Annotated in this window: 1 protein-coding gene; it reads right to left on the bottom strand. The window is 67.6% G+C overall.

The window, feature by feature from the left end; genetic code table 11:
- The coding region (locus tag ACTJLF_RS34670) for an AMP-binding protein (protein ID WP_440884910.1) at window positions 1-583 on the bottom strand (583 nt) is incomplete at both ends.

Genomic DNA, 583 nt, shown 5'->3' with positions numbered 1-583 from the left:
GCACCTCGTTCAGGCTCCCGTCCAGCACGTACGCCTGCGTCTGGCTGATCGGACGTCCGATCGGAACCTGGCTGCTGCCGTCGTCCCGGCACGTCCAGTGCGTCACGTCGATCGCCGCTTCCGTCGGGCCGTACAGGTTGTACAGCTTCGCCTGCGGCAGCCTTGCGAACACCCTGTCCCGGGCCTCCGCCGGCAGCGCCTCTCCGCTGCACACGATGCGCTTCAGGCTCGTGCACGCCTTCGCCCCCTCGTACGCCAGGAACGCCTGCAGCATCGAGGGCACGAAGTGCAGCGTGTTGACCTGCTGCCGCCCGATCAGCTCCACCAGCCGCTGCGGGTCCCGGTGATCCCCGGGGTGGGCCACCACCAGCTTCGCCCCGTACATCAGCGGCCAGAAGAACTCCCACACCGACACGTCGAAGCTGAATGGGGTCTTCTGCAGCACGGTGTCCGTCGCACCCAATTCATAGGCCTGCTGCATCCACGCCAGCCGGTTGTGCAGCGAGCGGTGACGGTTCGCTGCCCCCTTCGGACGGCCCGTGGAGCCGGACGTGTAGATCACGTAGGCCAGGTGTTCGCCGTG

Origin of the sequence: Variovorax sp. 22077, from assembly GCF_052044195.1 — a bacterium.
Classification (GTDB): Bacteria; Pseudomonadota; Gammaproteobacteria; order Burkholderiales; family Burkholderiaceae_C; genus Variovorax; species Variovorax atrisoli.
This window is presented reverse-complemented; position numbering and strand designations above follow the sequence as displayed.